Genomic DNA, 25,151 nt, shown 5'->3' with positions numbered 1-25,151 from the left:
CCCAAATTAAAAGTATTCGTGATTAGAAAGATTTACCAGGTGCCGCAGATCCGCAATAATTTAAATCTGGCCTAGGTATTCAATTTTAATAGTATGCTTCTGTTATGCTTACATCAAAATCAGCATCCCAAACCCAAAGTCTTTTTTTAATTATAGGATTAATATTGCTGGTGATTTTGTATGGTGATTTTTATGTTTTGACCCACCAAAATGAAATTATTGAACTTCGGGCCTGGCGGAATACAAATCCTGAATTAACACCAAAGCAGAAGGCGGTAGCACGCCAATTGCAACTAAAACAACAATTAGCTAAACGGAAACAAATACATCAGGGCAAGGCAAGCTTACCGGTAGCTGATAAATCAAAGCATTCCAAGCCGATGCCGGTCCAAACTAAATTGGGAGTTAAGCAAAAATTACTTTTAAAAGCAGATGGTTTTTACCGTAAAGCTGGTACCTGCCTTCGGCTTATTATTTTGACAGCGGCTCTTTTTCTATTTTTTGTGCCAAAAGCGCCAGCCAGGAAAGCAGGTATGGCCAAACCAAAACGAATTTCTGGGAAAAGTAAAAATCTAATTTTTCTAATTTGTGGGGGCTTTTATTTATTAGGGGGGTATTTTCTTTTAACAATTGCAAAATTTACCCCTGATTTTATTCTGTACGGGTATCCCGCAGCAATATTCCTGGGCATTGCCTGCCCGCTAGTGGCAGGTTTAGTCCAGGCAAGAAATAAACAACCTGAATTCGGTTTGACTACCCAGCGGAAAAAAATTGATTCTGAAAGCGGGTTTAGCTTGCCAACCCAGGAAGGAGGTTTTATTAATGTGCCAAATGCCTTTCGGGGAACGTTGGTATTAGGGGGAGCCGGAGCTGGTAAGACCTTTAGTATCGGGGAACCAGTAATTGAACAACTAGCCGCTAAAAATTGGGCTGGACTGATTTATGATTTTAAGTTTCCGGTTCTGGCAGAGGTAGCCCAAAGAGCCTTAACCTTGGCTTCTCAAAATGGAGACAATGAACCAGCGGTGGAATTACATATTATTAATTTCCGGGATTTAACCCGAACCCAGCGCCTGAATCCGTTACGTCCGGAGGAAATGCCGGTAGTGGCCTTTGCCGAAGAATATAGCCGGGCAATAATCAATAATCTTAATACCAATACCATTAAGAATTCCGGCGAATTTTTCAGTACCTCGGCTATTGCTTATTTAACGGCTATTATCTGGTTTTACCGCAAAAACTATCCTGTGCATTGCACCATTCCGCATGTAGTGGCCACCGCCTTGCATAAAGATTTCAGGCACGTTCTTTCTATGCTAGATACTGATATCGAGTGTGGCGATATGGTGCGGAGCCTGATAACCGCTGTAGAGCAGAAAGCCGAAAAACAGATTGCCGGGGTAGTAGCTACATTACAAATTATCCTGAGCCGTATTAACAGCCCGGAAATTGTTTGGGTATTAACGCCTGATGAAAGTAAAGGGGAGGGTTTTTCGTTAAATCTAAACGACCCGAAGCAGCCTAAATTACTGTGCATCGGCAATGACCCCACCCTGAAAGATACCTTTTCTCCGGTAATCAGTTGCATTATTACAGTGGCCTTAAAACTTATGAACCAGCAGCGTAAGCACCCCAGCTATGTTTTCTTGGATGAGGCAGCAACGATTTATGTGCCGGGATTGGAAGTCATTCCGGCAACCGCCCGGAGCAATAAAATTGCCACGATTTACATGAGCCAGGATTTAAGCCAGATGGTAGATGCGTATGGTCGTGATAAAATGCAGGTTATGATAAGTAACTTAAATAACTGGTTTATCGGGAAAGTAAATAATATGGAAACAGCAGAACTGATTTCTAAAATTGTAGGGCGGGAAGATAAACAAATGATTTCTACCAGCAGCGGCAGTAGCACCGGCGGTACCGGCCACCGGAACCGGAGCCAGAACGAAAGTATTAGTTACCAGGAACGTAATTTGGTCCGGATACAGGATGCTGTCAGTTTAGAACAAGGCGAATTTATCGGGCAAACCGTTGAAACGGACCTCGTTTTTTTTCAGGGTACGATTGACCGGAGCGATGCCCCGACCGAGGTACACACTTTGGAGCCATTTGCGGTTTTTTCGGGCGAGGAAGAAGATATTAATGAGGAGGTTCAAAAGCAGATAATCCAGGCAAATTTTCAAAAGGTACGCGACCAAGTAAAGGAAACGGTAGAAATGTATCCCAATATGTTTGCTGTAACCGAAGAGTGACAAGCTAATTCGGCTATTTTGGGCTAGTTACTCTGGCCTTTTTTTCGTATATTGAATAACATAGAAAGATCAAAAATAGAATGGAAAACCGCAATTGGATACCCGGTGGCACCTTTTTTAAACCAGCACCTTTAGGATTAAGCATCGAGGAATTAGAAGAAAGGGCGCGGAGAGAAAGCTCCGCCAATCATGGAATTGCTTTGGTAATGAGCAATGGACCCAAACCTAGTGAGGAAGCTATAGCCATCATGCAGAAATATGTGGATGGTGAATGTACATTGGAAGAAGTTCTTGCTGAAACTCTAAAACTTCACGGAATTAATAAATCTGATGAATCCCCTGTGCCTAATCAGGTGGTAAGTAAAAATCGGGAAGGTGGCATTTCGGTAACAGAAGAACCGGATAATGATGAGCTTTACTGGATGCAAAAAATTCAAATGCGGCCAGCAACTAATCAAGACACTTTGAACCGCGAAATTAATAAACGGGATTTACCAGACCTATTTGATCAGACGGGAAAGATATAATTTTTGCAATTGTAAAAATGGAACAGGATGGATTTTGCTACACAAATAGCGAGGTTTTAATAAATCATAAAAATACCCATAATAAAACTGAGCTAGCTAAATTTGAAAACGACGTTGTTCAAGTTAAAGCTACTATTTTAAAAATTGGGGAAGGTATACCCGGAATTTTTAATGCAGAACACGTTAAGCAGTTTCATAAATTTCTATTTCAGGAAGTATATCCCTGGGCTGGGGAAACCCGTGCCAATAGGGGAGGGTTCCAGGGGGTGAAAGATACCCAGGTGGATGGGGTGTTGCAGGAAATGAAATTTGCTCCCTTTAAAGAAATAGATGTCCGATTAGATGCTATTAGTTTGCAATTGCAAAAAGAAAATAACCTGAAAGGGTTAGCGACGGAAAAGTTTGTGGAACGGGCAGCGTATTATTTAGACCAATATAATCATGTGCATGCTTTTAGAGAAGGTAACGGTAGGACCTTACAAGCCGCTTTTACTCAGTTAGGTAAAGAAGCCGGTTATAATATTGACTTTAACCAGGCCGACCCGGCTAAATATAATGAAGCCCGTAATTTTGCAATTGTAAAACCACATCCACCCCAGGAAGGGAGTAAAAATATAGAGCCTCTAAAAGTATTTCTAAGCCAGATTACCATACCATTGCCCGGAGTTGAAACGGAAAAAGGGCAGCAGGTGAATTTAAAAACCCCGGAACCTTCGCCGGCGTTGTGCAGGATAGAAGCTTTGCGTGAGCTGGAGGTAACCGGTACCCGGATAGCCGACCGCTGGGACAGTGTAGTGAAACAGCAGGTAAAACATATTGTAGAAGAGCCGCAAAAATACAAAAATCACGATAAGAGTTTACGCGCTATCAGTACTTCTATTTTAGAAGGAACCCAACCGGAGCATTATCTTTATAAAGATGCCGAGCGGTTAACCAAAGCCTTAGACCAGGTAAAATTTATAGCGGCCGGAAAGGAAATTCCAATTTCCAAAATAATATCCAATACGAATTCTTCCCAGGCGCAGCAACCTAAAAATCATACAGAGGCGAAAGCGCTATTTATACAGGCGGCAACCGCTGTAAGTAGGGAATTGAAAACTCATGGAAAACCAGCGGTAGGGGAGGGGTTGCAGGAAGTAGCCAGGTTTGTAGAAAAGGTGCCGTATGTAGGCGGTAAAAATAAGCTATTAGTAGAGGAAGCTCTAAATAATGCGAGTTCTATTTCCGGTTTTAAGGCAGGCCAGGCATTAGATGATTTAAAGAGTGCTAATAAAATATTGGAAATTCCGGAAAAGAATAAAGCCATTCAAAGCGGCCGATCCGTTAGCCGAAGCCAACAGGGGCAGGAGCTTTAAATGATTATTTTTTATTACATTCAGACCTTCAAGCCCAAACCCCATGTATTTAGTAGGATTTATTAAAACCGATGCTCCCGAAGTACTTATAAATCCGGTGCTTTGTGATGGCATAGATGATTTGTACTTATGGCTCACCAATTTTTTTAATGAAAAAGATTATAAGCTGGATTTGCCATTAACCCGGCAAAGTTTAGAAACAGCATTGCAGGCAGATAAGCCAATTAGGGTTAACATAAATGGCTATAAAGTAGCTTTACTTTTAGGTGAGGAAAACATCATACAAAATGTTACTGAACGATATGTACATGCCGATTTAGGCAATATCTAAATATAGTTCAGTTTCTTCTAAATCATGGAGTTTATTGGCTAAATTTTCTACGTCTTTACAAAGATTATGATGAATGTGCCTAATAACATACGAGTGCTGAGCCTCTATATGCAGCAAATGACATATATTTTGTAAACGGTAATAGAAGGGGTTGATTTGGGAGGAATCTAATAATATAGTATTTATTTTGAACTCTAAGTCAACTAGCTCGGGAAATTTTTCTTTAAATTTTTGAAAAGTCCTATCTAATTTTAGCAAGATTAGATTATAATTTTTTTCCGTAGCATCACCCGGAATTTTTATTCTATCCTGCATTATTTATTTAATATCTTAACTTCTACAAATATAATATTTTAATTTTGGTATATAACAATTAGTTATAGCCCAAGTGTAAGTCAAGTACTTACTCAATTTTATCTATTTATACGGACAATTTTAAGTATTTATTCCCTGAGTTGTATTCGTATAAGGAGTTTCTTTCTTATTAACTTATGCAGCACATACTAATTGAAACAAAGGAGCAATATAAAAAAATTGCTGAAAGCATAGAGTTGCTTAGGGGAGCCGAACTAGGTACAAAAGAGGCAACCCAATATAAAATGTATGTACTGGCTATTCGGGAATATATTAAACAAAAAAAGAAAACTAAAAAACTTATAAATAGCTAGATTTATTTTGTTAAAATTTGTTGGTATTCAGCAAAATCTTCCGGGTCCATGTGTTGCCGGATATATTCATCCATACCAATATCATTCTTTTCGTTTACATACCGGGTAAAAGAAAGAATGCTTTTACATTCCTGAAATCCCTTTTCCTCCATAGCCTTGCGAATATTTTCTGGTAGTCCTTCCAGCCATTCTACAAAATCTTTTTCCGTCGGAGAAAATTCTTTGGCTTCCATATGGTACCGGTAAGAAATATTGCCATTGGTAAATAAAAGCTCATGAAACCGGCGTTCGTTTTCCGGGCAGTTTGCCAAAAATGCTTCCTGCTGGATATTGCACTTTTCGTCCGGGTGTTTTACTTTAATCATTTTTTTTCATTGATATTTAACTATTTACTACAGAAGAATGATTCTCCATTAATTCCATGAATTTGGCCGCATCAATCCCTCTTTTATCTAATCCAATTTTTGAAAGTCCCTTGGTTAAAGCATTCAAGCGCTCGTTTGTTTCTTTTAAAAGAAATGATTCCCGTTTCGAAATTTCTAAGTGTTCTTCCTGAATCAAGTATTTTTTTAATTCTTCGGGACAATTCGGTATCTCCAATAGTAATTCTTGCTTTAACTGCAGAATCAGATTGTTCTCGTAAGTTAATAAATCTTTCTTCAAGCTCTCCTCTTTCTTGTTCAAATCTTGCTGGTAATTGCTCTCCAGCTTCTTGTATTCCGCTAATTTCTGCTCTTTCTCCGTTTGAATCTTCTTCAAATCGCTGTCTAGCAGATTTTGTAAGTTCTTCAAATCGTTCTGGTAACTCGTCTGTGTCTGCTTGTAATTGTATGATTTTATATCTTGCTCTCTCAATGTCTCGGTCAACAATTGCTGCTTCTCGTTCACTTTCTCCGTTGCTTCGTCCAAGAGCTGTAATTTCTTCCTCGATTCTAAGCCCAAGAATTCTTGTTTCTCCTTCAAGGTCTGTTGTTTCTTTATCAAGTCTTGCTGTTTTTTCTCTAAAATCAGATTCTGTTGCAATTGCGTTTGCTCGAAATTCTTCTTTTTCAAAGCGAATTTGCTCTTTTTCATTTGCAATTTCTGCTCCTTTTTCTGAATACTTGCTGCTAATTTCTGCTCTGTGTTTTTCTTGAAGTCTGAGCAGTCGCTCTCGATTATCTGCTGTATTTCCCTCAACTCTTGATATTGCATCTCTAAATCCTGATTCAATATCTCGGTATGGTTGCGATGCCAGGCACTTGTTAATTCCGCGTATAAAGCTTCTAATTTGCGCTGCTCTACACTCGAAAGATTCTTCAAAAAGCTTTCTTTGGAGTTCATCAATTGGTGGTACTCCCATTGCATCTGGGTAGGAAACTGGTAAGTAGTCAGCGCGTTCTTGCTCATTATTAAAAACCCATTTAGTTTTTTCTGATTTATAAAAAGTTTTTTCTATTTGTTCCGGAGAATCTTTCGGTATGTTAACGAATATGGTATCAATGCCTAACCGGCGAATTTTTACTTGTTTTTCCAGCGAAACTTTGTGTGTAGCAACTAATTCGATAAATAGAATGGGTTTATAATCTTTATCGAAGAAAGTAACATCAGGCTGAATTAGTAAAAATCTATCTCCAACATCTTTTTGCTTGCCCCACTTTAATTCTCCGTTTTCATCCTCAAAAAAGCATGTTTCATTCTCAACTGTATGGGCTTCAATGTATCTATCCTCAATAAGTAAAGTAGCTAACCCATCTTGGCCCCTAGGAGGATATTTATAAACCGGGGGAACCTTAATTTTTTTTATTTGCTGGAGAATTGCTTTGGCTAGATTATGCCGATGGGTTTCATCAGAAAAAGTACATTTTTTATTTGGCTCAACACCTTTAGGGTCATGCCGGAAGTATGACTGATGATTTACAATCTTATACTGTACAGCTTGCATTTCTCTTTCACAACCTAAGCAAAAATATCCAAGCTTTCCGCTGCCAGCTTCTGATATATGAATAATTTTGCCCTCAATATTATAGGCATATACATTACCTTCGTCCTTTTCCTCTTCCATGCCAAAAGATAATATTTTTTATAATTCTGTTAAAATATTCTAAATAAATAATTTAAATCGATTAAAGGTGCCGTACCTGTCAATTTTAGTAGATAGTCTAGGAAGGTAATGCGAAAAAATCGAAAGTGTAAGAAGTAGTAAAATTTAGGAGAAGGAATTAAATTCCCATTAAATTAAATAAGTAACTCATTAAGTTTTTCTTTCCAGGAAATAAAACCATCATTTGCCTCCGTTTTCTCCAGGCTATGATTGATTGTGCAAAAGCTTAAATCAATGTCTACCGTTCCAGACTTATAAGCTTCTTTATAGTTTCCCCGGCCAGAAAGTTTTATATTTTGCATTATGCTATCCATTCGGGCATATTGAGAAGAAACGGCATTTTCTATTTTCTCAAAAGACCATATATAGGTAGCATGAGAGTTTAATAGTTCCCAGCAAAAATGATTTTTGTTAGAACCTTCGATTAAAAACAGAAATCCGAAAAGAGGTTTTAAGGTATATTTAATCCGGTGATGTTGAGCTTGTTTAGCGCCCGCTAAATATTGCAATTGCTTTTCGTTCCGGACTTTTTTATAAGCCAGAATAGTAGTTAATATATCTTTGTCCGTTCGGGGAAATAAAGTTCGTAAGTCTTCTTCCTGCTCGAAATTATTAAAAATGGAATCGGCATCAAATAAAGAGGTATTTTCTACCGGCGAAATAGGTGTAGAAAGCAAGCGAATAATAGAATCGGTCCGGATAGAATCAATTAATTCTGCATTTATAGCCGAAATTTGTGGTGAACTGGCGGTAAAATTTGTAATGGTATGGCCCGTATAAGTAATAGAGGCACTAACCTCAAATTTTTTCCGGTTAAATGCCTTGGCAAAATAATTCCGGATATGTTCAAATTCTGGTATCAGAAAGCTATTTTGAATTTTATAAGTTAGTTTTCGCTGGATAATCGGATTTGTCCGCTCAAATGAAATATAACCATTGCATACTTCAATGTTTTTAAAGTAAAATTCAAATTCCTCGGTAATGGTTTCCGGGCTATGAACCACGTAGGTAAAAGGAGCTGGGAATTGAACCACCGGGGCAATAATTTCTCTAGTAGGTTCCGGCGGGTAAATTTTTTCACTATCTATAACAACATCTTCTAATGCCATTTTCTTATAATGGCTAAGGAAGGGTTCCAAGGCTCCCCACTTTAATGGCTCGAACTCTAACCGATGAATTTCCTTTTTGATTTGTTGGCTATTAAAACCGGAAGTTTCTTTTGGGTAATAATCTACCACCCGGATTTTTAAATTTTTATTTGCCTGGTCAAAGGTGGTAATCTCTACTTCCCAGAAAATATTGCCATGAGAGCGAAACGATAATTTACCAGGGGGTAGGTTGGTTTTTTCTAAAGGAAAGAACGCACTATCGGTTAGGTAAAAGTTATTACCTGTAATCCGGATAATTCTTCTTTTAGACATTTATCTAGTTTGATTATAGTATGGCCAGAGAAAAAAACATAAAACTACACATTCAGCAAAGCGGACATTAGTACTGGCTAATCCTTTAAATTATTGCTCCGCATATCAGTACTATAAGCCAATATTATTAAATAATAGCATAATTAGCTAACAGTCAGTACTATTTCATTTCCCGTCCTACCCTAAAAAGCTTCTTTTATTTTAATTAGTGCTAAGATATCCGGCTAACAATATAGGGCAATATACCCTGTCCTTTTTTTGTAAAGCGGCTTAATCGAACTTTATAAAATTGATTTTAAAGGTGCAAATTTTTTGTCCTAATCCATAAAGCAAAAAGGCTTGACCTTTAGGTTTTACAGGGAGAATTATAAATAAGTGCCTTGAATTGATTTAAATAGCCTTTTTGGAAGTGTGATTTTTGTGTCCTTTCTGGAAAGGGTAGAAGTATTGACCTTTAACGAAGATTTTAATAAGAGAAAGTATTACCCGGATTATTTCTGTGGAATTTATAAATGCCGAAACAAAAGCAACATATTAAAACCAAAGCAACGAGCTTGAACACTACACCAGCTGGGAACGACAGTTGGATTGTTCGGAGCATGGATGCTTTTATTGAATGTAGCTTTACGAAGGAGGTAGAGAAGGTAAATGCCCGTAAGGAAAAAATAAATAAAATTTATGGGGAATACCTTTCATGGTTGTGGTGGGTTGTAAGTATTGCGGCAGGTATAATTATAACATTGTATTTTCCTGATTTCATAACCATGGCGGGTTTACTTACCTGTAGCAAAGCCGTACCTGCTATTGTAAAAATATTCAAGCCAAAATAATCTTCTATTCAAATTCATATTGTTGTAAAATATTATATTTACCAATTGCAAAAGAATTTATTCCCTACTGCCCAGATATAGCCAAGAAAGTTACTGGCAAGGCAAATTATTTAAAACCCCGAATGAGTTTTCAGAAAATATTAGATAAGTACCGAAAAACAGCCTTTTCTGAACGTGATAAAGGTGAGCGCTTTGAGCGCCTGATGCAGGCTTACCTTAAAACAGACCCCAAATATGCTTACCTCTTTAAAAAAGTCTGGCTTTGGAATGAATTTCCAGGAAAGAGTGATTTGGGCGGTAGTGATACCGGTATTGATTTAGTGGCTCTAACTATAGACGGGGATTATTGGGCCGTACAATGTAAATGCTACCAGGAGAATACCATTATAGATAAACCTGCGGTAGATTCTTTTCTTTCCACTTCCAGCCGGGAGTTCAAGAATGAGAATTTACAAACTACCCGGTTTACGCAGCGGCTCTGGATTGATACAACCGGTAAAAAATGGGGAAGTAATGCGGAAGAAGCTATCCGGAACCAGCACCCACCGGTTACCCGATTAAACCTGTATGAATTACGCGAGGCCCCGGTAGATTGGGAAAAATTAGAACAAGGCATTCACGGAGAATCAGCCAGAACTCCAAAAAAGAACTTACGCGGGCACCAGAAAGAAGCCTTAACCAAAACCCATGAGCATTTTAAAACAGATGAACGGGGTAAGATTATCATGGCCTGCGGAACAGGCAAGACTTTTACGGCGCTGCGCATTGCTGAAAATGAAACCAATGGCCAGGGTTTAATATTATTCTTGGTTCCTTCTATTTCCTTGTTAGGGCAAACGCTGCGGGAGTGGTCTGCGGATGCGCTGGAGCCGATTAACCCAATATGTATTTGCTCGGACCCGGAAATATCCCGGAAGAAAACCAAGAACGAGGATACCGATAGTTTTAGCGTAGTTGATTTAGCCTTACCTGCTTCTACGAATGTTAAAGATATTCTAAAGCAGTTCCGGCATATAAAAGAAAACCAGAAACCCGGTATGACTGTGGTTTTCTCTACCTACCAGTCTATTGAAGTTATTGCCCAGGCGCAAAAGCAGTTGCTCCAGAGCGATATTGGTTTTGGGGTATTTGATTTGATTATTTGCGACGAAGCCCACCGGACTACCGGCGTAGCATTGGCCGGGGAAGATGAATCAGCTTTTACCAAGGTACATGATAATTCTTTTCTGCAAGCCAAAAAGCGGTTGTACATGACGGCCACCCCCCGGCTTTACAGCGACGATACTAAAAGTAAAGCAGCCCAGGCCGATGCTGTTTTGTGCTCCATGGACGACGCAAAATTGTACGGCGATGAAATGTACCGGATTGGTTTTGGTGAAGCGGTTTCCAGGGATTTACTTACCGATTATAAAGTGCTTATTCTGACCTTAAGCGACCAGGATGTACCCCCGGCAGTACAGAAAATGATTGCCGGCGAAGAAAGTGAAATAAATACCGATGATGCTTCTAAACTGATTGGCTGCGTAAATGCGCTTTCAAAAAAAATGTTGGGTGATGCCGGTATTATGAAAGAGAGCGACCCGGAGCCAATGCGCCGTGCATTAGCTTTTTGCCGGAATATAGACGAATCGAAAAAGATTACAGCCAATTTCATGACGGCTACCGATTCTTATATAGATTCACTACCCGAGGAGAAAAAAGAACAAATGGTATCGGTTGCATCCAAGCACATCGATGGTACTATGACCGCACCCCAACGGGATGAATTATTAGGCTGGTTAAAAGCTGAATCCGAGGATAACGAATGCCGGGTACTGACCAATGTGCGCTGTTTAAGCGAAGGGGTAGACGTACCTTCTTTGGATGCGGTAATGTTTCTTTCGGCCCGGAACTCCCAAGTAGATGTTGTGCAATCGGTGGGACGGGTAATGCGCAAAGCGCCGGGTAAAAAATACGGCTATATTATTATTCCGGTAGTAGTGCCCAGCAATGTAGAAGCCGACAAAGCCCTGGACGATAATGACCGTTATAAAGTAGTCTGGACGGTATTAAACGCCTTACGTGCCCACGATGACCGGTTTAACGCTACGGTAAATAAAATTGAACTGAATAAACACCGACCGGAACAAATTATTGTTGGGCGTCCGGAATATGCTTTTCATTCGGATGGCTCACCCATGGCCGCCGATGACCAGGAAAGTTATACTACCAATCAGAATCTGGCCAATCAGTTAGCGTTGCAATTTGAGCAATTGCAAAACGTGGTTTTTGCCCGGATGGTGCATAAAGTAGGGGATAGGCGCTATTGGGAACAATGGGCGAAAAACGTAGCCGAAATTGCCGAGCGCCAAGCCGAACGAATAAATAAGCTTATAAATGAAGATATAACCCACAAAGAAATTTTTACGGATTTTTTGAATGGGTTGAAGAAAAATATAAATCCTAGCATTACTCAGCACGAAGCCGTGGAAATGCTGAGCCAGCATATTATTACCAAACCGGTTTTTGAGGCATTATTTGAAGGTTATTCTTTTGTCAGTAATAACCCGATTTCAGTGAGTATGCAAACCATGCTCAATTTACTGGAAGGCGGGGCCCTGGAAAAAGATACCGAAACGCTCCAGAAATTCTACGAATCGGTGAAAATGCGGGCCAGTAATATTGACAACGCCGAAGGCAAGCAGCGCATTATTATTGAGCTCTACGATAAGTTCTTTAAAACCGCCTTCCCAAAAATGGTGGAACGGCTGGGCATTGTTTATACACCGGTAGAGGTTGTGGATTTTATTATACATTCGGTAAACGATGTACTGAAAAAGGAATTTGGCCGGAATATATCGGATGAAAACGTGCATGTGCTCGACCCATTTACCGGTACCGGCACCTTTATTACCCGGTTATTGCAGAGCGGCTTAATTGATAAAAAAGACTTAGAGCGCAAGTTTAAGTTTGAACTCCACGCCAATGAAATTGTACTACTGGCCTATTATATAGCCGCTGTAAATATCGAAAACGCATACCACGACCAATTAGATGCAGACCAGGAATATCAATCTTTTGAAGGAATAGTATTGACTGATACATTTCAGTTAGATGAAGCAAAAACAACGCAATACGGTACAGAAGCTTCTTTTTCTAGGAACTTTGAGCGGATTATGTCGCAAAAGAACGCGCCTTTGCAGGTAATCATTGGCAACCCACCGTATTCTGTAGGACAGAAATCAGCCAATGATAATGCGCAGAACCAAAGTTATCCTACATTAGATGCTCGTATTGCGGCTACTTATGCCAGGGGTACCGATGCTACCAATAAAAACTCTCTTTACGATTCTTACATAAAAGCTTTCCGATGGAGCACCGACCGGTTAGATAAAAATGGGGGTATAGTGTGTTTTGTTTCTAATGGGGCTTGGCTGGCCGGCAACAGTGCCGATGGGTTCCGAAAGTCTTTAGAAAATGAGTTTTCAGCTATTTACGTGTTTAATTTAAGAGGAAATGCTAGAACCAGTGGGGAATTAAGGCAAAAAGAGGCAGGTAACGTTTTTGGCGGTGGCTCACGCACTCCAATCTCCATTACTTTATTAGTTAAAAATCCAACCAACATAGGTAAAAAAGCTACAATATATTACCACGATATTGGTGATTATTTAAATCGTGAGGAAAAGCTTGCCATAGTAAAGAAGTTTAAGTCAGTAGGCAATGATATGCCTTGGAAACAACTTAAGCCAAATGAACACGGTGATTGGGTAAATGAGCGAAATGATGCATTTGAAACATTTATTTCGATTGAAGCAATTAAGCAGTTTACATCAACTTCGCAATCTTTTTTTATATTAAACTCGCCAGGTCTTCAATCAAATAGAGATACTTGGGTTTATAATTTCTCAAAACAAAAGCTTTTGGGGAATGTAAAATCAATGGTTGATTATTATAATGAGCAAGTTGTTTTTTTTAAATCAATTAATGGAAAAAATATAGCCAATAATTTAAGTTCTTCAATAGGAAAAGATGAGAAGAGAATAAAGTGGACTTCAAGTTTAATATTCCACCTAGAAAAATTCCGAGAGGCAAGTTTTGAACCACATAAACTTGTTTATGGGTTATATCGGCCATTTGTAAAGCAAATACTTTACAATGGCGATAAACTTATTCACAGGGTTGGTAAGTCGCAACAATTTTTTCCATCCCCAAAACATAAAAATTATGTCTTATGTATTTCGGGTGTAGGTGATACTAAAAACTTCTCAGTTTTAATAACTGATACTATCCCAGATGTCCAACTTCAATTTAATGGTCAAGTTTTCCCATTATATTATTACGAAGAGCGGCAAAAGCAAAGTCCTGGTTTATTTGATAGCACCGGTGGGAATGAGTATATCCGCCGTGATGGTTTAAGTGATTTTATCTTGGAGCGAGCCAAAAAGCAATACGGGAAAAACGTAAGCAAAGAAGATATTTTCTATTACGTTTATGGTTTCCTGCACAGCCCCACATACCGCACCCAGTTTGCCAACGACTTAACGAAAATGCTGCCACGTTTGCCTTTGGTAGAAGATGTGCGCGATTTCTGGAAATTCAGCAAAGCAGGCCGCGCCCTGGCTGACTTACATATTAATTACGAAAGTGTACCGGCGTATGATGGGGTTACCGTAACCGGAGCAGATAGCAGTTTCTATAAAGTAGAAAAAATGCGGTTCCCTAAAAAAGGCCAAAAGGATTGCATTATCTACAACAGTAAAATTTGCATCGAGAATATTCCGGCCAAAGCCTACGACTATGTAATAAACGGTAAAAGTGCCATTGAATGGGTAATGGAACGCTACCAAATAACCACCCATAAAGACAGCGGCATTAAAAACGACCCCAACGATTGGTCCGAAGAAGTTGGCAACCCACGCTATATTTTAGAATTGCTATTGAGTGTTATTAATGTAAGTATGCAAACCGTAGATATTGTGGAGGAATTGCCAAAGGTGGAGTTTTAGAAAGTATAAAGAACACAGAAATTTAATAATTTGCTATTTGCCTTAAGGTTAATAGTTAACCTAACTAAAATATTTAATGAGAGATATATTATTAAATTTCTTGGAGTTTGAGGACCAAGATTTTGGGGTTACAAAGTTCAGACGTAAAGCAGAGCCAGAGGTATTTAGGGAAGAGTTCAGCTATTATGATTTTAATGATACCGGTGAAAATATCAAATATGAAGTTTCCGATGTCCCAGCAGATGGGTTTACACTTTTTAAATTACCTTCTTATATAAATTCCGGATTAGTTTCGAAAACTATTTATCAGAATATTATTAATGCTTCTGCTAACATTAGTGAGCGATTTATATTAAAAGAAGAAAACTATAATAGACGAATCCATTTTAAAATTGAATCGCATCCAAAAGGAAAAAAATCAGTTTGGATTGAGCCTTACTACTTAAAAAGCAAACAGGTTTGGGGTGTATTAATTGGCTTTCAATTTATAATTAATGAAGAACTAAATAGGGGAGGCTTTAAACAAGATAGAGATATCCAAATTGCAAGTGGCTCTTTAAACAATAGAGGCTTAAGTAATCTTGATTTTTATTTATTTAAATATAATCATATAACAGGCTTTATTAAAAATTTTCTACCTAAAATAAATGAAAAATTAGAGGTTAAAATTAATAGCTCATTATTTTCAATTGAAGCCCATTTATTAAATCCTAAGCAGTATATTTTTAAAGATAATAAACAAGATAATAGTTCTTATTATGGCCTTTCCAAGTTTAGTCCATTAGAAACCATTCCAGCCGATACACAATTTTATTTTATCTATAAAAAGGAAGATAGAAATATTGCCGTTAACCTTTTAAAAGGGTTAAGAGGCGAATCGCATCCAAATACTTTTAGCGGGATAGAGAAGTTTTTTAAAATTCCATTCACAAATGACCATATTAAAGGTTTAGCATTTGATGATTATGGCGCAGAAACCATTGCCGGAATAATTGAACAAATAAAAGCTGAATCTAGCAATGTGCTTCCTATTATAATTACTAATTCTAAAAAAGATGAAAGCGATGATAAGTTATATTTTAACCTAAAACATTCTTTCACTAATGCCGGCATTCCCTGCCAGGTTGTAACGAAAGACTTAATTATTAATGATAATGCGCTTAAATTTTCATTGGGCAATATAGCCTTACAAATGTTTGCCAAAGCTGGGGGCAAACCCTGGAAAATGAAACCAGCTACCAATGAATATCTTATTATTGGCATCGGTCAGTCCTACAATGTTGAAAGTACGCCAGAAGGCAATAAAATAGAAAAAAATATTGCTTACTCCGTACTTACGGATTCAAGCGGGATATTCAAAGATTTACAAGTTTTAAGTGAAGGAGTATTAACAGATGATTCCTATTATAGCCAATTAACTAATAATTTAGTCGCGATTATTAATAAGGGTAAGTATAAAAAAATATCTATCCATACCCCCATGAGGTTAAGTAAAGAAAAAATTCTTGACCGTGTTGTAAAATTAATCGACCCAAATATTGAATTATCTGTACTTGTCATTAATGATAAAACAGACTACTTCGGGTTCGATGCCTCCAATAATGGTTTAGTGCCTTTTGAAAGTACCTTTGTTAAATTTTCAGCCCAAGAATACTTAATTTGGTTTGAAGGAATTCAACCTTCCAATCCTAAAATAACAAAGCGGTATGGTAACCCGCTTCATATTCAATTCTGGTTTACTAATAAAAAACAGCTTTTTGAAGATATAGATTATAAAGAAGCGCTTTTGCAAGACTGTATTAATTTGTCCGGAGCTAATTGGCGTGGTTTTAAAGCGAAGCAATTACCTGTATCGGTTTTTTATTGCCAGCGAATTTCTGAATTTATTGGAAAATTCAGGAAATATGAATTAAGCCACATTGATATTAATAACTTAAAGCCTTGGTTTTTATAGTATGAGAAAGCAATTCGGAGAAGATAAAATTATTATCTTATTAGGAGCCGGGGCAAGTTGCGACGCTGGGATGCTTAATTCAATCCAAATGATAGCAGCTATAGAAAACTTGCTTAAAGGAGAATGGGCCAAATATAAAGATTTGTACAATTACATCCAGAGTTCTTATTATCATTTAGAGCGAATAAAAGGAATCGATACTAAATCATTAAATTTTAACATTGAGAATTTAGTAGGGCTTTTAAATGTGATTATAAACATTGCTGATAAAAACATTGATGTATATCCATTCATTGGCAGTTGGGAAAAGGAACTATTGGTTGTAGCAGGCCCAAAACTTGAATTGGCTATTAAATTTAAAGAAGAAATATTAACTAAGCTAAAGAACATTTGGCTGAGCCCAGATGATTTAAAAAAAAGAAGTTCTTACTACAGAAAGATGAAGGAAACTGGATATACCATGCCATTAAGGATATTTTCCCTTAATTATGACATGTGTATTGAAGAAAACTTAGGGATTGAAAATATTGAACGCGGCTTTGGTGAAGATAAAATTTGGGATTATAGAAGATACGAGCCATCGCAAGAACAAGCCATTAGTTACTTTCTTTATAAACTACACGGTTCGCTTGATTGGAAAAGGAACCCGCAAACCCGATTAACTTATTCAGATTCAATTTCATCTATTGACCCATTAAATATGGAAATCATATTTGGAATTCAGAATAAGTTACAATCTTATGACCCTTATTTATTTTATTTCTATTCTTTCCGGGAAGCCTGTATCAGGTCAGAAATAATTGTTATTAGTGGCTATGGATTTTATGATAAGCATATAAATGATAATTTAGAAAGTGCTTTTCAATTAGACACTAATAAAAGACTTTTAGTAAATGTATATGAGGGAGAAAATTTCGACGAGCAAGCATATATTGAAAAGTTAAGTAATTTATTAAAAATTAATAGTGATAATATCACGGTGAATAATCTTACAGCAAAAGAGTTTTTTACTAATAATTTAAATTTAGATTATTTCTCTTCTCTTTTTCCTGATGAAGATGATGAAGCTATTTTGCCTTAAGTGCCCTTTATTGATTTTTAGCTTATATTCTGATTAAGACTTCTTAAATATTTAAAATTTTGCCGGATAGATACATTATCAGTTTAATTTTTGAGAAGTAGCCTAATGATTTATACTAACATTAATATTGTCTTATACAAAAAGGAAGATACTGATAGTATTGTTGAGATTTTAAAATCAATAGGCATTCAAGCACCAGTGTTCTTATTTGAATTTGAAGAAATTATCCAAATAAGGTTTACAAATGAATATGAGCACTTTGAAATAAATAGTGAAATAATTAAGAATTTGCCTGATTATGAATTCACCAAGGAAATAGGCAAAGGGAGGAAAAGCATTAGAATCGAAATTTCAAGAATCCAATCTCCATTTTCTAGGGATGGCTGGGGTAGACCGTTAGAAGAATTAATAAATGAGACTATATATTTAGTTAAAAAAACGAAGATAAAATCTTTAGATAAATCAGAAGTTAAGTTCAATCCCAAGATTAAAGTGTTATTTGAAGAAGAGGAGCGAGAATATTATATAAACATTGTTCCAGGTATTGACAGAAAAAACGATGAGCGGGGTTATCTTTTACTTAATTGTTTTACCCAAACAGACCCAGCTAAAAGCGAGACTGACTTATTGGTAAATAAATTATTTGAATCGCCAAGTGATGCCTTTTCAAGTGGAGTAGTTCAGCTTGAACAAATTGTAGAAAGAGAATTTGAAGAATATCAAAGTTCTAGGAAACGGAGAAGGAAGAAAAAATAGCTCAAAAAGAAATTATACTAATTTGTTTATATTTTACCTAACCACCAAAATATCTTCCATCCGGGTAGTAAAACACTTTGTACCATAATCCTGCTTCATTTTCCACGATTTTTCCGTGCCTTCGCTAGCTAATTTTACTACCCCACTGCCCATTTTACTGGTTAGTACATCCATAGCACGCATCAAGTCCAGGTGTTTGCCCCGGTCGATGGAATCAAATATATTTCCCTGCATGGCGGTAGCTGGACGAATATCATCTAGGTAAACACCGGCTTTTTTATATTTATACCCATTGCGGAAAATGGCTTTTAAAGCCAGAAGTGCATAACTCACCAATTCCAGGGTAGAGTTGGTGGGTACCGGCAGCTTTATGGTTTTGCAATTGTTATATTGGGGTTCGTTCGGGTTAAACGGGTTCGTTTCAAAGAAAACACTAAGTTGGGCACAGAAGCTCTTTTGCCTTCTCAATTTATAGGCGCTGCGCGTCATGTAAGTGGCCACGGCTTCCTGCATTAAATCCAGAGTTGTAACCGGGTGACCAAAAGACCGGCTGGTACAAATGCCTTTTTTCGCCGGTGGTTCAATTTCCAGATCCGCGCAGGCTTCGCCGCGCAGCTCTTTTACAATGCGTAACCCCACAATGGTTAATTCCTTTTTGGCAAAACTATCAGTTACGTTCGCTAAATCCCACGCAGAAAGCACCCCAAACTTCCGGAGCTTAGTGGCATATTGGCGTCCAATGCCCCACACATCTCCCACATCAACAATATTCAGGGCCGCTTTAATATGCGCTTCTGTATTTAAAACCAGTACCCCTTTTGCTTTGGTTGATTTTTTAGCAATGCGATTGGCCAGTTTAGCCAGTGTTTTTGTTGGCGCAATGCCTACGCAGATGGGCAAGCCCAGCCATTTCCAAACTGTTTTTTTGATAGTGCAGCCGTATTCCTTTAAGTCAGTTTTATAGAAATTGCTTAGGTCTAAGAATCCTTCATCAATACTGTAAATTTCCTGACTGGGGGAAAAGGTGCCCAGCGTATGATGGAAGCGGGTACTCATATCATGAAACAACGGATAATTACTGGAGAGAACTTTAACCCCGTATCTGTCAATTATGGGTTTCGCCTCAAAAAGGGGCTGGCCCATAATAATACCTAAGTCTTTGGCTTCCTGGGAGCGGGCAATTATAGAGCCGTCATTATTAGAAAGAACAGCCAACGGCTCACCATTTAGTTCCGGCATAAATATCCGAAATATAGAAGCATAGCAGTTGTTAATATCTGCATGTAATTTTAAACCGGTCATTTTCGAAATCTCCTTGCTATACCCCGTACCACCCCCCAAACCAGTACTTCTAAATCCTTGGAAATTGTAATGGGAGCGTACTTTTTATTACCCGGTACCAGGCGTGCCCCATCTTCAAGTATTTCCAATTTCTTCACCGTATATTCATTATCCAGGTTAGCCAGTATGATATCGCCGGAACGTACTTCCAGCGACCGGTCGATTACTAATAAATCGCCTTCAAATAAATTAAAATCAATCATGGAATCGCCTTCTAGTATCACATAAAAGGTGGCCGTGGGGTTACCGGAGAGGAATTTCAGGAGGCTGATGCGCTCTTCCGCATAATCTTCGGCTGGCGACGGAAACCCGGCTTTCACATGAGAGCCAAATAAAGGCAACATTGTTTCTTCTTCGTAGCCAAGCAATATAAAATCAGAAGTGTTTTTTAAAGGAGCCTGCTTATCAGTAAGAATCATATATTTAAAGCTAATATATTTAGCATTTACGAACAAAAATAGTTTTTTGCTAATCATAAACGCAAAATATTGCTAAGAATATTATTTTTCTTGCTGTTTCAACACTTAATTAGTGAGTATTATTATAGCGTTTGCAATTGTAAAACCCCTATTCGGAGATAAGGCACTGGATTATAAAAGACAGAATTAAAGCTTTTTATATCAAAATATATTTTCATCCGTTTACCTTTTTTAATAATGCAATCCAATTGCATTGAATTTTTATTAATATTGCAGCAGATGAAATGGTTTGCTATTCTTCTGAGTATTTTCATGATAGTCATATCATGTATTCCCTGTGCCGATGCCGCACCAGAGGTTGATACGTCTGTGCAAACCAGTATTCAAACTAATCCGGATTCAGACAATCATGCCCCGGCAGCAGATTTATGTTCTCCGCTCTGTATTTGTAATTGCTGTGCCGGTTTTGCTTTGCAAACTGCTTTTCATAAAACCAGCCTTCCGGTTTTTAAAGTTATTACCATAGCTCCGGTTCACCAGCCGGATGCCGTTTTATACCCTTCTTTTTCTATCTGGCAACCGCCTAAACTTTAAATCTACTTTTTTCTACCTGCTATGTGAAGTTCCCGAAAGGAATCTTTGCACTTATGGCTATTCTTATTTTCAGCTAACCGGCTGGCTATACCTATTGGTTTTAAGGCAGGATATTTCTTAAAAGTTTGATTTAAAGTAAATCCATATGCTTGACCGCATTATTCATTTTTCTATTCACAATAAATTAATTGTGGGGCTGTTTACCCTGGCCCTGATTATCTGGGGAGGTTATTCGGTAACGCAATTAACGATTGATGCCGTACCGGATATTACCAATAACCAGGTACAGGTAATCACGCAAAGCCCATCTTTAGCAGCCCAGGAAGTAGAGCGCCTTATTTCTTTCCCGGTGGAAGTAACGATGTCTACCATTCCGGATATTGAAGAAATCCGCTCTTTTTCGCGCTTTGGTTTATCGGTAGTAACTATTGTATTTAAAGACGAGGTAGATATTTACTGGGCCCGGCAGCAGGTATCCGAACGATTAAAAGAAGCAGAAGGCCAAATACCAGAAGGGGTGGGCTCTCCGGAATTAGCGCCGGTTTCTACCGGGCTAGGGGAGATTTATCAATATGTACTCCATTCCAAAGAAGGAGCAGCCAAGAAATATTCCGATATGGAATTGCGCACCCTCCAGGATTGGATTGTACGCCGGCAATTGTTGGGAACTCCTGGTGTAGCCGATGTCAGCAGTTTCGGCGGTCACGTGAAGCAGTACGAAATTGCCATTGAACCGGAAAAGCTACGCAGCCTGAATATAAGTATCAGCGATATTTTTACCGCCCTGGAGAAAAACAACCAGAATACCGGTGGCGCTTACATCGACCGCAAACCTAATGCTTATTTTATCCGCAGTGAAGGCTTAGCCGGGAGCATTGAAGATATCCAGAAGATTGTCGTTAAATCCCACGAAGACGGGGTGCCGGTACTTATCCGAGATGTAGCTACGGTACAGTTTGGCAGCGCCGTCCGGTACGGAGCTATGACCCGTAATACCGAAGGCGAGGTGGTAGGGGGCCTGGTATTAATGCTGAAAGGAGCTAATGCTTCCCAGGTAATTAAAGCCGTAAAAGCAAAAGTAACTACGATAGAAAAGACCTTGCCGGAAGGTGTAGTAATAGAGCCGTTTCTGGACCGGTCCAAACTGGTAAATAACGCCATCGGTACGGTAACCAAAAACCTGGCCGAAGGAGCGCTCATTGTTATTTTTGTACTGGTTTTACTTTTAGGTAACTGGCGAGCCGGCTTAATTGTAGCCTCAGTAATTCCCCTGGCGATGTTGTTCGCCATTTCCCTGATGAATTTGTTCGGCGTATCGGGCAACCTTATGAGTTTAGGAGCTATTGACTTCGGACTGATAGTAGACGGTGCTGTAATTATTGTGGAAGCAACCTTGCACCATTTAGGAGCGCGGAAACTGTTACGGCCACTTACCCAGGCCGAAATGAACGAAGAAGTGTATGAATCGGCTTCTAAAATCCGGAGTTCAGCTGCTTTTGGAGAAATCATTATTCTGATAGTGTACTTACCGATACTAGCTTTAGTAGGGGTGGAAGGTAAAATGTTCCGGCCCATGGCGCAAACAGTAGCCTTTGCAATTCTGGGGGCATTCATTCTTTCCCTTACCTATGTACCCATGGTTTCGGCACTCTTTCTTAGTAAAAAAATAGACCATCGGAAAACCATTGCCGACCGGATAATGGGATTCTTTCACCGGGTATATGTACCGATGATTGCGTTTGCCATCCGGCGTAAAGCAGTGGTTTTAATTTCTTCCTTATTGTTGTTTTTAGGCAGCCTGTTACTTTTTACGCGTATGGGCGGCGAATTTATACCTTCTCTATCCGAAGGTGATTTTGCGGTGGAAACCAGGGTAATGAGCGGTAGTTCGATTACGCAAACCATCGAAGCTGCCGGTCAGGCCTCCGAAATTCTCTTAAGGAAATTTCCGGATGAAGTAAGCCAGGTAGTGGCCAAAATCGGTTCGGGGGAAATACCTACCGACCCCATGCCGGTGGAAGCCTGCGACTTAATGATTATTCTAACAGATAAAGACGAATGGACAAAAGCTGATGATTCCGAAGAACTAGCGGATAAAATGGCGGAAGCTTTGGAAGCAATTCCGGGCGTTACTTTTGGTTTTCAGCAACCTATTCAGATGCGCTTTAACGAATTAATGAGCGGCGCCCGGCAGGATGTGGTTTTAAAAATATACGGCGAAGATTTAGATATTTTAAGCGAACAGGCGGGTAAAATTGGTAAAATAGTTTCAACAGTGGAAGGAGCTGCGGATTTGTATGTAGAGCAGATTACCGGCTTGCCGCAAATCGTTATCACGTTTGACCGGGATAAAATTGCCCAGTTTGGTTTAAACATTGAAGACGTAAACCGGGCTATTCAAACCGGTTTTGCCGGGCAATCGGCTGGGGTAATTTACGAAGGCGAGCGCCGATTTGAGGTAGTAGTACGCCTGGCATCTGCGAACCGCCAAAGCCTGGAAGATGTGCAAGGTTTATACGTAACCACGCCCCACGGCGACCAGGTGCCGTTAGAGCAAGTAGCTCAGGTAGCCTTTAAAACCGGTCCGAGCCAAATTCAAAGAGACGATGCCAAACGCCGAATTACTATAGGTTTTAACGTTAGGGGCCGGGATGTAGAAAGCATTGTAGCGGAACTGCAGGAAAAAGTAGAAGGTAAGATAAAGTTGCCTACTGGCTACTATGTAACGTACGGTGGCCAATTTGAAAATTTACAAAAAGCAAAAGAGCGCCTTTCGGTTGCAGTACCGGTGGCGTTACTGCTTATCTTTTTATTGCTGTTTTTTACCTTCAAATCCATAGCCCAGAGTATTCTGATTTTTACGGCCATTCCGCTTTCTGCAATTGGTGGCATTCTGGCTTTGTGGCTACGCGGGATGCCGTTTAGTATCTCGGCTGGAGTAGGATTTATTGCCTTATTTGGTGTAGCCGTGTTAAACGGCATTGTACTCATTAGTTATTTTAATCAACTTAAAAGCGAAGGTATGACAGATTTAAAACAGCGGGTGCTGGTGGGTACCGAAGTTCGTTTGCGCCCGGTAATTATGACGGCGTTGGTAGCTTCTTTAGGATTTTTACCAATGGCTCTTTCCAATACCGCGGGGGCAGAGGTTCAAAAGCCATTAGCCACCGTAGTAATCGGAGGACTGGTTTCCGCTACCTTATTAACCTTAGTGGTTTTGCCCATTCTGTATATTTTATTAGAGCGATTTTTAGAAAAAAAGGCTAATAACCATCCTGATAATATTTCTGGTCTGGGAGCAGCTTCTGTTATATGCTTATTAATCGGAATAGGATTATTAGTGCCGGATAAAGTTAAAGCGCAATCCTCCGGATCTCCGCTGACGTTGCCGCAGGCCATCGAGCAAGCTTTAAATCAAAACAGCAGCATCCAGGCGGCCAATTACCAGATTTCTGCGAATAAAAGTTTGCAGGGCGCAGCTCTTGATTTAAGTAAAACCAATATTGAGCTTGTCTACGGGCAAATTAACTCGGTAAACCGGGATAATAATTTTACAATCAGCCAGTCATTTGCTTTCCCTTCGGTTTATACGAACCAGGCCCGGTTAGCAAAAGCAACTATCCGGGGAAGTGAATTAAATTTATCCATCCGGCAGCGTGAGTTAGTTCGGGAAGTGAAAAATGCTTACCAGGAATTAATTTACCTCCAGGCAAAATTGCGGCTTTTGCAGTACCAGGATAGCTTATACAGCAGTTTCCTTCGAGCCAGCACTATCCGGTTACGCACCGGGGAAACCGGTTTACTGGAAAAAGCCACCGCGCAGGCGCAGCAGGTGGAAGTAAGAAACGCCATCGCGCAAACCCAGGCCGAGAGGCAAATTTATACGACCCAATTGCAAAGCCTTTTACAAAGCACAACGCCGGTTACAATTGCAAATACCCCATTATACCGGATGCCAGTAAATGTGCCGGATACTGCGGTACTGGCCGGCCAGCCGCAGCTAGCTATTTTTCAGCAACAAAAAGAAGTAGCACAATGGCAAACCAGGTTAGAAAAATCCAGGTTGCTCCCGGATTTTAACCTGGGCTATTTTAACCAGTCTATTATTGGCTTGCAGAATGTAAACGGTGTGGAGCAGAATTTTACCGGCGGCGACCGCTTTACCGGGGTGCAGGTGGGAGTTGCTATTCCCATTTGGTATAAGGCCAGTTCGGCCCGCATCAAGGCCGCGCAATACCAGGAGAAATTAGCAGATGCCAATTACCGGTTTCAGCAAACGCAGTTTAGTACGCAGCTAAAATTAGCAGCACAACGGTTAAATAAACAGGAATTGAACTTGGCTTATTACGAACAAACCGGTTTGCCTCTGGCCAATTTAATTATTGACCACGCCGAGAAAGGCTTTAAAAACGGGGTGATTGATTACCAGGAATATGTACAAAGCCTGAACCGGGCATTGGCCATTAAAGAAAATCATTTAGAAGCGTTGCAGCAATACAATGAAGCGGCCATTAACCTGGAGTTTATTTCCGGTCAATAAGTTTATACATCAAT

18 protein-coding genes are annotated in these 25,151 nt (G+C 39.2%); 12 read left to right on the top strand and 6 right to left on the bottom strand.

What is annotated here, in order from left to right; translation table 11 throughout:
* Positions 1 to 104: 104 nt before the first annotated feature.
* From ADHAQ_RS24075 to ADHAQ_RS0100865, 4 genes are all read left to right on the top strand, one after another.
* Positions 105 to 2,252 (top strand): TraM recognition domain-containing protein, encoded by a 2,148-nt coding sequence (locus ADHAQ_RS24075; protein WP_051359619.1) that lies wholly within the window; start codon positions 105 to 107, stop codon positions 2,250 to 2,252.
* A gap of 80 nt (positions 2,253 to 2,332) precedes the next feature.
* On the top strand, positions 2,333 to 2,779 hold the full coding sequence (locus ADHAQ_RS0100875) for an antitoxin VbhA family protein (protein WP_026461327.1): 447 nt from the start codon (positions 2,333 to 2,335) through the stop codon (positions 2,777 to 2,779).
* A 17-nt stretch (positions 2,780 to 2,796) separates the two neighbouring features.
* On the top strand, positions 2,797 to 4,134 hold the full coding sequence (locus ADHAQ_RS26985; protein WP_051359618.1) for a Fic/DOC family protein: 1,338 nt from the start codon (positions 2,797 to 2,799) through the stop codon (positions 4,132 to 4,134).
* A gap of 43 nt (positions 4,135 to 4,177) precedes the next feature.
* On the top strand, positions 4,178 to 4,465 hold the full coding sequence (locus ADHAQ_RS0100865; RefSeq protein ID WP_026461326.1) for a hypothetical protein: 288 nt from the start codon (positions 4,178 to 4,180) through the stop codon (positions 4,463 to 4,465).
* Here the strand turns inward: ADHAQ_RS0100865 and ADHAQ_RS0100860 are convergent.
* Positions 4,451 to 4,780 carry a hypothetical protein gene (locus ADHAQ_RS0100860; protein ID WP_026461325.1) on the bottom strand — a complete coding sequence of 110 codons (330 nt, stop codon included), beginning with the start codon at positions 4,778 to 4,780 and terminating at the stop codon, positions 4,451 to 4,453. The two genes, ADHAQ_RS0100865 and ADHAQ_RS0100860, sit on opposite strands and share 15 nt — an antisense overlap.
* A gap of 176 nt (positions 4,781 to 4,956) precedes the next feature.
* Here ADHAQ_RS0100860 and ADHAQ_RS27925 point away from each other — a divergent pair, with 176 nt between their 5' ends.
* Positions 4,957 to 5,133, top strand: a complete 177-nt coding sequence (locus ADHAQ_RS27925; RefSeq protein WP_157433306.1) for a hypothetical protein — start codon at positions 4,957 to 4,959, stop codon at positions 5,131 to 5,133.
* 2 nt (positions 5,134 to 5,135) lie between these two features.
* On the opposite strand, the gene ADHAQ_RS0100850 is transcribed toward ADHAQ_RS27925, so the two are convergent.
* The 3 genes from ADHAQ_RS0100850 to ADHAQ_RS0100840 form a co-directional block, all read right to left on the bottom strand.
* Complete coding sequence (locus ADHAQ_RS0100850) at positions 5,136 to 5,498, bottom strand: hypothetical protein (protein WP_026461324.1); 363 nt, start codon at positions 5,496 to 5,498, stop codon at positions 5,136 to 5,138.
* An 83-nt stretch (positions 5,499 to 5,581) separates the two neighbouring features.
* Positions 5,582 to 7,177: a coiled-coil domain-containing protein gene (locus tag ADHAQ_RS0100845; protein WP_026461323.1), complete on the bottom strand. Its 1,596-nt coding sequence runs from the start codon at positions 7,175 to 7,177 to the stop codon at positions 5,582 to 5,584.
* Between the two features lie 173 nt (positions 7,178 to 7,350).
* Entirely contained in the window at positions 7,351 to 8,637 is a 1,287-nt protein-coding gene (locus ADHAQ_RS0100840; protein ID WP_026461322.1) for a hypothetical protein, read from the bottom strand.
* A 512-nt stretch (positions 8,638 to 9,149) separates the two neighbouring features.
* On the opposite strand from ADHAQ_RS0100840, the gene ADHAQ_RS0100835 reads away from it, so the two are divergent.
* From ADHAQ_RS0100835 to ADHAQ_RS0100815, 5 genes are all read left to right on the top strand, one after another.
* A complete protein-coding gene (locus ADHAQ_RS0100835; RefSeq protein WP_026461321.1) occupies positions 9,150 to 9,467 on the top strand; it encodes a hypothetical protein in 318 nt (105 codons plus the stop codon).
* 122 nt (positions 9,468 to 9,589) lie between these two features.
* Positions 9,590 to 14,452, top strand: a complete 4,863-nt coding sequence (locus ADHAQ_RS0100830) for a DEAD/DEAH box helicase (RefSeq protein ID WP_026461320.1) — start codon at positions 9,590 to 9,592, stop codon at positions 14,450 to 14,452.
* Positions 14,453 to 14,528: 76 nt separating this feature from the next.
* Positions 14,529 to 16,406, top strand: coding sequence for a Piwi domain-containing protein (locus ADHAQ_RS0100825; protein ID WP_026461319.1), 1,878 nt, complete (start codon positions 14,529 to 14,531; stop codon positions 16,404 to 16,406).
* A 1-nt stretch (position 16,407) separates the two neighbouring features.
* The gene (locus ADHAQ_RS0100820) at positions 16,408 to 17,487 is read left to right on the top strand and encodes an SIR2 family protein (RefSeq protein WP_026461318.1); all 1,080 of its coding nucleotides are present in this window, start codon (positions 16,408 to 16,410) and stop codon (positions 17,485 to 17,487) included.
* A 105-nt stretch (positions 17,488 to 17,592) separates the two neighbouring features.
* Positions 17,593 to 18,243: a hypothetical protein gene (locus ADHAQ_RS0100815; RefSeq protein ID WP_026461317.1), complete on the top strand. Its 651-nt coding sequence runs from the start codon at positions 17,593 to 17,595 to the stop codon at positions 18,241 to 18,243.
* A 33-nt stretch (positions 18,244 to 18,276) separates the two neighbouring features.
* Here the strand turns inward: ADHAQ_RS0100815 and ADHAQ_RS0100810 are convergent, their stop codons facing one another.
* Complete coding sequence (locus ADHAQ_RS0100810) at positions 18,277 to 19,545, bottom strand: Y-family DNA polymerase (protein WP_026461316.1); 1,269 nt, start codon at positions 19,543 to 19,545, stop codon at positions 18,277 to 18,279.
* Positions 19,542 to 20,003, bottom strand: a complete 462-nt coding sequence (locus tag ADHAQ_RS0100805; RefSeq protein WP_051359637.1) for a LexA family protein — start codon at positions 20,001 to 20,003, stop codon at positions 19,542 to 19,544. The genes ADHAQ_RS0100810 and ADHAQ_RS0100805 overlap by 4 nt, the downstream gene beginning before the upstream one ends.
* Before the next feature lie 237 nt (positions 20,004 to 20,240).
* Between ADHAQ_RS0100805 and ADHAQ_RS0100800 the strand changes: the two genes are divergently transcribed.
* Together ADHAQ_RS0100800 and ADHAQ_RS0100795 are read left to right on the top strand one after the other, a co-directional pair.
* Positions 20,241 to 20,597: a DUF6660 family protein gene (locus tag ADHAQ_RS0100800; RefSeq protein WP_026461314.1), complete on the top strand. Its 357-nt coding sequence runs from the start codon at positions 20,241 to 20,243 to the stop codon at positions 20,595 to 20,597.
* Between the two features lie 145 nt (positions 20,598 to 20,742).
* Positions 20,743 to 25,137 carry a CusA/CzcA family heavy metal efflux RND transporter gene (locus ADHAQ_RS0100795; RefSeq protein WP_026461313.1) on the top strand — a complete coding sequence of 1,465 codons (4,395 nt, stop codon included), beginning with the start codon at positions 20,743 to 20,745 and terminating at the stop codon, positions 25,135 to 25,137.
* Positions 25,138 to 25,151 lie beyond the last annotated feature (14 nt).

The sequence above is a fragment of the Adhaeribacter aquaticus DSM 16391 genome (assembly GCF_000473365.1).
Taxonomy (GTDB): domain Bacteria; phylum Bacteroidota; class Bacteroidia; order Cytophagales; family Hymenobacteraceae; genus Adhaeribacter; species Adhaeribacter aquaticus.
This window is presented reverse-complemented; position numbering and strand designations above follow the sequence as displayed.

Coding starts and splice junctions, on each gene's coding strand:
- ADHAQ_RS0100850 (WP_026461324.1), bottom strand. CDS start 5,498: ATGATTAAAGTAAAACACCCGGACGAAAAGTGCAATATCCAGCAGGAA.
- ADHAQ_RS0100845 (WP_026461323.1), bottom strand. CDS start 7,177: ATGGAAGAGGAAAAGGACGAAGGTAATGTATATGCCTATAATATTGAG.
- ADHAQ_RS0100805 (WP_051359637.1), bottom strand. CDS start 20,003: ATGATTCTTACTGATAAGCAGGCTCCTTTAAAAAACACTTCTGATTTT.
- ADHAQ_RS0100820 (WP_026461318.1), top strand. CDS start 16,408: ATGAGAAAGCAATTCGGAGAAGATAAAATTATTATCTTATTAGGAGCC.
- ADHAQ_RS27925 (WP_157433306.1), top strand. CDS start 4,957: ATGCAGCACATACTAATTGAAACAAAGGAGCAATATAAAAAAATTGCT.
- ADHAQ_RS0100830 (WP_026461320.1), top strand. CDS start 9,590: ATGAGTTTTCAGAAAATATTAGATAAGTACCGAAAAACAGCCTTTTCT.
- ADHAQ_RS0100800 (WP_026461314.1), top strand. CDS start 20,241: ATGCAATCCAATTGCATTGAATTTTTATTAATATTGCAGCAGATGAAA.
- ADHAQ_RS24075 (WP_051359619.1), top strand. CDS start 105: ATGCTTACATCAAAATCAGCATCCCAAACCCAAAGTCTTTTTTTAATT.
- ADHAQ_RS0100865 (WP_026461326.1), top strand. CDS start 4,178: ATGTATTTAGTAGGATTTATTAAAACCGATGCTCCCGAAGTACTTATA.
- ADHAQ_RS0100810 (WP_026461316.1), bottom strand. CDS start 19,545: ATGACCGGTTTAAAATTACATGCAGATATTAACAACTGCTATGCTTCT.
- ADHAQ_RS0100875 (WP_026461327.1), top strand. CDS start 2,333: ATGGAAAACCGCAATTGGATACCCGGTGGCACCTTTTTTAAACCAGCA.
- ADHAQ_RS0100815 (WP_026461317.1), top strand. CDS start 17,593: ATGATTTATACTAACATTAATATTGTCTTATACAAAAAGGAAGATACT.
- ADHAQ_RS0100835 (WP_026461321.1), top strand. CDS start 9,150: ATGCCGAAACAAAAGCAACATATTAAAACCAAAGCAACGAGCTTGAAC.
- ADHAQ_RS0100860 (WP_026461325.1), bottom strand. CDS start 4,780: ATGCAGGATAGAATAAAAATTCCGGGTGATGCTACGGAAAAAAATTAT.
- ADHAQ_RS0100795 (WP_026461313.1), top strand. CDS start 20,743: ATGCTTGACCGCATTATTCATTTTTCTATTCACAATAAATTAATTGTG.
- ADHAQ_RS26985 (WP_051359618.1), top strand. CDS start 2,797: ATGGAACAGGATGGATTTTGCTACACAAATAGCGAGGTTTTAATAAAT.
- ADHAQ_RS0100825 (WP_026461319.1), top strand. CDS start 14,529: ATGAGAGATATATTATTAAATTTCTTGGAGTTTGAGGACCAAGATTTT.
- ADHAQ_RS0100840 (WP_026461322.1), bottom strand. CDS start 8,637: ATGTCTAAAAGAAGAATTATCCGGATTACAGGTAATAACTTTTACCTA.